This window comes from Nostoc cf. edaphicum LEGE 07299, assembly GCF_015207245.1.
Taxonomy (GTDB): Bacteria; Cyanobacteriota; Cyanobacteriia; order Cyanobacteriales; family Nostocaceae; genus Nostoc; species Nostoc edaphicum_B.
This window is the reverse complement of the sequence record NZ_JADEXF010000151.1, coordinates 1-7398: the sequence shown is the minus strand read 5'-3', so window position 1 is coordinate 7398 and position 7398 is coordinate 1. Positions and strand designations below refer to the sequence as shown.

The window sequence follows — 7398 nt, the reverse complement described above, 5'->3', positions numbered from 1 at the left end:
GATAAATAGTAAAATACACCTATTGCAGCGCTAGGAGAGACAAGTTGTTACAAAGGTCTTACTGATACCAATTCGACGTAATGATGCACTTAAGTTTTATTAAACTTAGAGATCAAAGCCAGTTACCAATGAGAATGAATGGTGCCCAATATCCGGGATGACTTTCAAGTTGCTGCTGATGCGTTTGCAACCAAGCTGTTTGAGCCGCCTGTAAGGCTTTGGCTTTACTCATTCCGCTATGCCAGTTTTGATAAAATTTCGCTATCAATTGTGCTGTTGCTGCATCATCAACTTTCCAAAGAGTTGCTATGGCGCTTTGAGATCCGGCTTGTATTGCAATACCGGCTAGACCTAAAGTTTGGCGATCGCTACCTACTGCTGTTTCACAGGCTGTCAAAGTTAATAACTCAATCGGTTGATTTTGAGCGCGAGTATTGTTAATAAGTTCATAAAGGTCATTTAGTGTCAGTTTTTCATTGTAAGTTTTGGTTGTAAGCGATTTTTGAGTATTTGCTGCAACTTTTTTTCCAGTTACTAAAAACGTTTCTCTATCATCAATACCAAACTTGCCATGAGTTGCCAAGTGAATTATGGGATAAGTATTTTCTTTTAACTCTTTTTGCAAACGCTCAAGTGTAAAGTCTTGATCTAGTAATCCCTTACTTTTTGGTAAACTCGTTGTAATCTTTTTAAGTTCAGATTCTACTTGTGTAAGCGGCTCAAAAAATTTGTAACCTGCATCTGTTTCGACGGTGGCTGGTTGTGTCAAGCCAAAAGCTAATACCTTTAATTTTTTCGGGTTCGATTCTTGAGGATTTGTCAGAGTCAATGCTGGAGCAAAAGCGATCGCATACTTTTCAATCAAGAATTGTTTACCATCAAACAGTGCAGCTATTGGGATACTCCGAAGAATTCCGTCTTGAATAAACACTAAAGTTTCAATTTTATTTTTTTCTAAATCGCTAAGAAAAGGATGAATAAACCAGTTATATACTTGTTGCGCTCTGGCTTGATAAGTGTTTTCCAAGTCTGAGCGTTTTTCTAATTTGATGCGTAGGTCATTGATAATATCTCTAACGTCTTGACTTTTAACAGGTATCCAAGAAACTTTTGACTTAATTTTTTGCTCACCATCAGCTAAGGTGAGAATGATTGCAAGGCGTTCTTTTAAAAGAATCGAACTCAAGACGGCAGTGTTTTTCCCCACGAGTGCCACTGGTTTCTGAATAAGTGCTAAATCACAATTATTTCCTAAATAGTTTTGTAGTTCTGCTAACCTCAACTCATCTACTATTGGAAGTACCGATTCCAAATTCTGTTGAATATCTGATGCTTGGACAAGATGATTGGTTTGCTCTAGGCGTAACTCTAGCAGCTCGCGGTAAACTGGTTCAACGTTATCTCGAAAGTCAAACTGTAAATCTCGCTGTTGCAGTCTTAAATCACTACGGATACTTTTGAGGCTGTCAATAGATTTTTCATAAAAATTAATTGCTTCTTTGACTCGACCTGTGGCTCTAGATAAGCGTCCCAGTTGCCATGTCCATAAGTAAAGGTTCTCATCAGCGACAGCGTCAATCAGTGCTTGTTGAGTTAAATTTATAGCTTGTTGATAGTCCTGGTGACATTCATAAGTGTGTCCTAATCGGCCTTTGGCAAAGGATTCTCCCTCCCGATCCTGAATTTTTTGAGTGATTGCCACAGCTTTGTTGAGTAGTTCAACAGACTTAGGCAACGATTCTGACTTTAAGCATTGAGTTGCTAGATCAGTACTGACTGACTCGCTGTTTTGGTTAACGAGTTGTAAAAGATTAGCAAGTTGAATCGCCGTGTATGCTTTATCGCGGGAGTCGGGTAATTGTTCCAATACAACCAGTGCTTGCTGTAGTGTATTGTTAACTATGGCTTTATCCTGACGATGTTGGCGGTGATAAAGCCTAACTAGACCTAGTAGCGATCGCAGTTCATTCACTCTGTCGTTCTGGCTACGAGCTAAATTCAGGCTTTGTTCAAAATACTGTACAGCTTGCCAATCGTGACCAATAGTGTCTTGCTGGAATTTTTGGGCAGCTTCCTTATCGGCTACCTCACGAGCAAATTCGGCACGACGCTCATTGCCCTTAGCTAAACTAGCGTAGGTATTTGCTAAACCATTTAAGGTAGACGCTACATAAATTTGATTATTTATGCGCTTGGCGATTTCATTACTACGTTCAAAATCTTGAATAGCTTGCTCGTACTCGCCTTGGAGACGATGAGCATTTCCCAAACTACCCCAAGCAGCTACTTCGCCTAGTTCATCTGAGTGGTTGCGGGCAATTTCTACTGCACTATCTTGACTACAAGCTGAATTGCTTTGCTTTTGATCGCATAAAATGGTAGCTGCACGCCGGTGCTGTCCCAAGCTACTGTAGAGTTGAGCCTGTTCCGTTAGCATCCGTCCCACCTTGAGCGGCTCGTTTGTCTGACGATAGTAGTCAATAACTTGCTCTAATTGAGCGATCGCTTCAGATATTTGACCTACTTGTTGATATGCTTTGGCAAGGTATGTCCTGATACTTATTTCCTCAGCAGAATGACTGTTACGCTCTTGATAAGAGAAGAGAGCTTTTTGCCAAGACTGAATTGCTCCTTGAATATCACCAGCTTGATAGAGCTTAAGTCCTTGCTGCACTGGTTGCGTTAAAGGCGACGATTTAACTGTTGCTATCTCTGCGATTCCCTTATTCCCAATTGTTAGAGAATGATGCGCCAACCACAAACATAAGGTTAGCGTTGTCAGAAAGAGAACTGCCCAAACGCGACGAATACGGTATGGCAAGCGTTGCATAATAGCACAAAAGAGTACTTTAACAAGTGAATTTTGTTAGTTAATCAGCGATCGCTTTAAGCAATGCACAGCCTTGGTGTTGCGATCGCGCAGAGCATGGCGCCCCAATTGGCGATCGCATAACTAAGTCCAGTATTTCATAAATCCGTAGTTATGCACTGTACAAATAGATAGTAGTATGGATTGTCGCTGCTTATAGAGCAATACGGTTCAGTTAAGGCTAAAACTCTTTGTCAAAGTCAACTTTTTTAACGTAGACGCAAAGCGGCTTGCCGAAGGCTACCGCAGAGGCGCAGAGGAAACAGAGAGAAGAGAAAAAATGCTTAACTGAACTGTATTGGCTTATAGAGTTAAGAAGTTTTCCCTCGCTCCGATTTCTCCAGTTGAAAGCGTAGTTTCCAAAGTTGGAAATGCAGTTTCTGCTAGAGGTTGCAAACCCAATAACAGTTTTTTCCCAACAGCATTTCAATCTCCAGTGGAAGACGATGCTTTTAATACTTATTAAATTAATGCTTTTAATATTTTTTTACTAAAACTTTCCAATTATCTAAATACAAAAATTTTTGCCATTTACTACTTGTTATAGGCCAAGTCAACTCGCAGATAGTGCCTTGTGGAGAGTGAGGAAATCGTCGAAACTTGCCTCTCAGTTGTCGCGCTAAATCTTGAGCTTGGTCTGTTCCTTGTCCCCTACGTTGATAGTTTTTAGATATATTTGCAAATCCATTATCAATTATTTGCAGACAATACTCTTTCGACGATCGCGTACAAACAACATCAAGACGAGTAGCTCCTTGGGAATGTTTACCAACATTACATAAAGCTTCTTGCAAAAAAAGGTATAAGCCTCGCTTTTGATTTGCATTTAAGTTGCATTCTTCTAATGGTTCAAAATTAGGAGGTATAAAACTTTGGATTGTCATAAATCCTTTAAAGTTTCTTCTTAAGGTAATATCGTAGACATAATAAAGCATCTCAGAAATTGGGGTTTGCAAATCGAGTACTTCATTTCCATCTAAATACAGGCTATCATTACGACTAAGCATTTCTTGACTGAGATATTCAGGAATAGTCCGTAACTCTCGATTAAGTTGTTCAAGTTGCGATCGCAATTTTTCAGGCTCTATTTCTTCGTCACCAAGACTTCTCAATATCACAGCCAGGGATTGCAGAGGCCCATTATGGATTGCTTCAAAAGAGCGCTTAAGAGTTAAACTGCGCTGTTCAAGTAACGCTCTTAAATCTCGGTCAAAAAAAAATGTCGTCAGTCCGGCACTGGTAAAAGCTAACAAGGTTGGTACTAAAGGAATCCACCAACCCAGAATCAATCCAACATAACTAATTCCGACGATTTCGATACTACCTATACAAAGGCTCAACAATGTTTTTGCCGGAGATTGCAGGATTAAACCGAGAATGATGCCGATTAAACCCCAAGTTAAAATCCATAAATACTCCCAAATTTCTGACCATACTTTTAACAGTGGTCTTCTATCTAAAACATGACTAATGATTTCACTCGTGGCATGAGCATGAACTTCTACACCATAAATCCATTGGTATTGATCGGAAGACTCGTCAACTCCTAAACCCGTGGTATAGAGTGTATTTTTAACTGCCGAGATGGTAAATCTATCTTTAACACTAGCAGCAGTCATACCAATAATCACGATGCGATCGCGAATCCAGTTAGGATCAATTTTATTATTAAGGACATCCCTTAGAGATATGGTGCGGAAAGGTTGAGGATGAGAGCGAAAGTTCATTAGCACTTGAAAGCCATTGGCATCACTTCCCACATATCCGCCAGAATTGGGGAGAAAGCGGACTAGCTGACTTGAACCGAACTTGATGGGATCGTAAGAGCGATTGCCATGAGTAAACTTTATTTCTTGTTCATGCAAATATAATTGTGCTAAACGTAGAGGTAGAGAGTATTTCAGTTCTCCAGCATAAGTTTTACTTGCCATTAAGCTACGTCGCAGCTTTCCATCCGGATCTACTATTGTATCTGCAAAGCCGACTCGTTCGGGAGGTAACTCCGGCGGTGGTTTAACATTAAAAGATTGCTTCCGATTTAATGCTACTTCAACTCCGATGAGATTTGGATTCTCTTTCCAGACAGGTGCAAGCTCGGCGTCAGCCGAACTACTTTTATCTCTAAAAAGGTCAAGACCGATGACTCTGGGTTTATAGGTATGTAAAATTCTCAACATTTGGGCGATTTCCTGATCTGGTATGGGAAATCTACCTACATAATTGATATCATCTTCATCAATACCTACAATTACCACTCGCGAATCAACGGCTTCATTAGGCCGTAAGCGTAGCAATTGATCGAAAGCCAGCCACTCTTGCGATTGCAACAATCCTGTTGAACGAACAAGAATAATTAATCCTATTACCGAGAGTCCTGGCAGCACTACTTCTCGCCAGGGTTTCAGTTGTTTGTGAACTTTTTTCCATAAATTGCTTTTAGTCGAGAGTGCGAATTTCATCAGTTGATCAATCCGATTTTTCTAGCTGCGATCTCAATTTGAATTCTTAATTCTTTACCAGGTTCGTCATAGACACCCAAAGTATCTTGCAGTCTAATCCAGTAGTTTCGGACAGTGCGATCGCTGACTAGCATTTTATGAGCGATCGCTTTATCTGTTAACCCTTCTTGATATTTAAGCGTCAGTACCTCGATCCATTTTCGGTCAAATTCGGGACGCGATCGCAATTCTGAAGATAAATAAATAGAGCCGCGCAATGCCAAGTCAACGAACTTTAACATTTCCCGGATTGGCAAAGACTTATCCATAGCCGCAAAGCCTCCTTCATAGGCATTAATCATCGGCTTGAGACGCACCAACGGTTTAATATTGGTACTCAGCACCACTAAATTAGGGGCGAGAGGGCTTTCCATCAAAGTTTTAATCAGTTGCATACCAACCTCAATCTTCGCTGGAGCTTGAGGCTTTTCTGGCAAACATAAATCAACAATTAGCAAGTCTGGGTGGTGATGTTCAAATTGCTGATATGCAGTCTGAGCATCCTGAATTGCAAAGATTTCTGCTTCTGGATATTTTTCTTTAAGCGCTGGTATTGTACCTTGAAGAATAGCTTCATGGTCATCAACAACTAAAAATTTTTGTAAACTTTGCTTTAGTTCTCCACTCATAACTGGTGTAATTTTCAATATATTTAAGCTAGCAAAGCTATAAGGGGTCTAACTTTCTATGGCTAGATATCTAACTTGCCATTTAAGTAAAACTTCTCCTTCAAGACTAGGATAAAATAATCAACTGGTTGCGTGTTGCAATTTGAGGAATTTAGTTTTCCAAGATTGGAAGAACAGCACTTTAGTTAAGAAACATGACAAGTTGTCAAACTTGATGGCGTAGTATGAATACTGGTTGTAAAGAGTCTATAAGTCTGGTGAAAGCTAAATTCAGGTATTATCAAAGCTGGGAATCGCTGCTATTTGGTTCTAAAACGAGAACTATAACGGGATGCTGTGCGATGGACTACGCCGTGCCTTTGGCGATCGCCATTTTTGTCATGACTAATCCCGTCCGCGCCCAAATTGTTCCCGATAACACACTTCCAGTCAATTCCAGCGTTGCACCAGGATGCATAACTTGCACAATTGAAGGTGGAACGGTTCAAGGTAGCAACTTATTCCACAGTTTTAGCGAGTTTTCTGTACATACAGATGGGGAGGCATTTTTCAATAATGGGACGCAGATTCAGAACATCGTGACTCGCGTTACAGGAAAATCAGCCTCAAATATTAATGGGTTGATTCACGCAAATGGCATTGCAAATTTATTTTTAATCAATCCATATGGAATTATTTTTAATTCCAATGCCTCGCTTAATATTGGCGGTTCGTTTATTGCAAGTACAGCTAATAGTCTTAATTTTAATGATGGTATTAAGTTCAGTGCTATAAATTCTCAAACTCCACCTTTGCTGACTATCAATGTACCCATTGGCTTACAATTTGGAACGAACCCGGCAAATATTCAGGTACAGGGTTCTGTTTAGAAGTTAATCCTGGTCAAACCTTAGCACTTGTAGGCGGTAATATACAGCTTAACGGTGGTCAACTCCTAGCTTGAGGTGGAAATGTGGAGTTGGGAGGTATGGCAGGTGGTACTGTAGGGCTGAATGTTAACAGTAGTAGCTTACTGTTGAGCTTTCCTGATGACATTCAAGGAGCCGATGTATCTCTCAACAACGGTACTGAGGTGAATGTGCGTGCAGATGGCGGTGGCAACATTACTATCAATGCCCAAAATTTGAGCATAGATGGAGAGAGTAAACTACAGGCAGGGATAGCGGATAATCTGCGATCGCTCGATCCAAAGACTGAAGATATTGATATTAATGCTACTGCTACAGTAGACCTCAATAACAGCCCTATTGCTAATTTGATTGTAGTGGAAGCCGTAGGCAAAGAAGGTGATATCAACATTACTCCTGAGTCAGTTTCCTTTGAGGGGCAGGGAAATATCAATTTGCGATCGCGCGATTTTTTACTCCTACGCCGAGGTAGCAGTATCACTAGACACATTAAG

At 40.4% G+C, this 7398-nt stretch carries 4 protein-coding genes and 1 pseudogene; 2 read left to right on the top strand and 3 right to left on the bottom strand.

Translation table 11 applies throughout. The annotated features are described in order from the left end of the window. Nucleotides 1–112 precede the first annotated feature (112 nt). The 3 genes from IQ229_RS06535 to IQ229_RS06525 form a co-directional block, all read right to left on the bottom strand. The gene (locus IQ229_RS06535; RefSeq protein WP_194042315.1) at nt 113–2830 is read right to left on the bottom strand and encodes a CHAT domain-containing protein; all 2718 of its coding nucleotides are present in this window, start codon (nt 2828–2830) and stop codon (nt 113–115) included. A 515-nt stretch (nt 2831–3345) separates the two neighbouring features. Beyond that, the gene (locus IQ229_RS06530; protein WP_194042313.1) at nt 3346–5328 is read right to left on the bottom strand and encodes a sensor histidine kinase; all 1983 of its coding nucleotides are present in this window, start codon (nt 5326–5328) and stop codon (nt 3346–3348) included. Beyond that, entirely contained in the window at nt 5328–5996 is a 669-nt protein-coding gene (locus IQ229_RS06525; protein ID WP_194042311.1) for a response regulator transcription factor, read from the bottom strand. The genes IQ229_RS06530 and IQ229_RS06525 overlap by 1 nt, the downstream gene beginning before the upstream one ends. A gap of 341 nt (nt 5997–6337) precedes the next feature. Here IQ229_RS06525 and IQ229_RS06520 point away from each other — a divergent pair, with 341 nt between their 5' ends. Together IQ229_RS06520 and IQ229_RS06515 are read left to right on the top strand one after the other, a co-directional pair. Then, nucleotides 6338–6865, top strand: coding sequence for a filamentous hemagglutinin N-terminal domain-containing protein (locus IQ229_RS06520; RefSeq protein ID WP_228013233.1), 528 nt, complete (start codon nt 6338–6340; stop codon nt 6863–6865). A 98-nt stretch (nt 6866–6963) separates the two neighbouring features. Further along, nucleotides 6964–7398: pseudogene (locus IQ229_RS06515) on the top strand (S-layer family protein); the annotation flags it as partial.

What these genes read in the sequence shown, in the direction of transcription:
- IQ229_RS06535 (WP_194042315.1), bottom strand. Translation starts at nt 2,830, where the DNA reads ATGCAACGCTTGCCATACCGTATTCGTCGCGTTTGGGCAGTTCTCTTT.
- IQ229_RS06530 (WP_194042313.1), bottom strand. Translation starts at nt 5,328, where the DNA reads ATGAAATTCGCACTCTCGACTAAAAGCAATTTATGGAAAAAAGTTCAC.
- IQ229_RS06525 (WP_194042311.1), bottom strand. Translation starts at nt 5,996, where the DNA reads ATGAGTGGAGAACTAAAGCAAAGTTTACAAAAATTTTTAGTTGTTGAT.
- IQ229_RS06520 (WP_228013233.1), top strand. Translation starts at nt 6,338, where the DNA reads ATGGACTACGCCGTGCCTTTGGCGATCGCCATTTTTGTCATGACTAAT.